Origin of the sequence: Paenibacillus jamilae, from assembly GCF_050482105.1 — a bacterium.
GTDB classification, from domain to species: Bacteria; Bacillota; Bacilli; order Paenibacillales; family Paenibacillaceae; genus Paenibacillus; species Paenibacillus jamilae_B.
The window spans coordinates 1-953 of sequence record NZ_JBCNHI010000049.1; the positions used below are offsets into that span (position 1 = coordinate 1).

General features: G+C 50.6%; 1 protein-coding gene. It reads right to left on the reverse strand.

Translation table 11 applies throughout. From position 1 onward, the window contains the following. The coding region (locus tag ABEW32_RS26090; protein WP_430193186.1) for a condensation domain-containing protein at positions 1-953 on the reverse strand (953 nt) is incomplete at both ends.

The following is a 953-nucleotide window of genomic DNA, read 5'->3' on the forward strand; positions in this document are numbered from 1 at the left end:
ACGTGCTTCATCACGCCCGAGAATACACTGTCCTTATGACTACGGATACGTACTGGAATCGTATTGATAAACAGGCCAATGATATGCTCCACATTCGGAATGTCTGCCGGACGTCCAGATACCACGCTGCCAAACACGACATCATCGGTGCCATTATATTTTTGCAGCAAAAGGCCCCAAACAGTCTGCATCAACGTATTGACGGTGACCTGATAACGCTTGGCTATGTGCTGAATACGAGCGGTTAGCTCTGCGCCCAAATCAAAATCCAGACGCTCCGCCTGATACCCCGTTTTGCCCTGGATTTTTGCCTGTGGCAAGCGGGACTGCTCCTCATATCCTTCCAGCACCTTGCTCCAGTAGCTTGATGCGGCCTGACGATCCTGCTGTTCCAGCCATTCGATATACTGACTGTACGGGGTTACAGGGGCCAGTTCCGGTTGTTTATGAGCCAGGATCGCAAAATAACTTGCAAATACTTCGTTTGTCACCAGCGACAAGCACCAGCCGTCCATCACGATATGATGGAAGCTCCACACAAAACGGTACGATTCCTCACCTGTGCGCAACACAGCAACACGCATCAAGGCGTCTTGTGCTAAGTCAAAGCCTCTTTGCTTGTCTTTACGCGTACATTCGAGCATGTATTCGTTTTGCTGCTCATCCTCCATATCCCTCAAATCCTCAACATACAGTTCGCTGCGCTTATTCCGGTACACGACCTGAAGCGGTTCATCCTTCCAGCCGCTGTAGAAGTTCGTGCGCAGTACCGTATGCCGCTGCACCAAGACATCCAAACTGGCCGCAAAGGCAGCGATATTAAAAGGTCCTCGCAGATCAAAGGAGGCCTGTTCAAAATACGCGCCCGATTGCGAATCCATCAGATTGTAAAAGAGCATGCCCTTTTGCATCGGCGTCAGTGCGTACACATTTTCCAGCTCACCGATACGTGC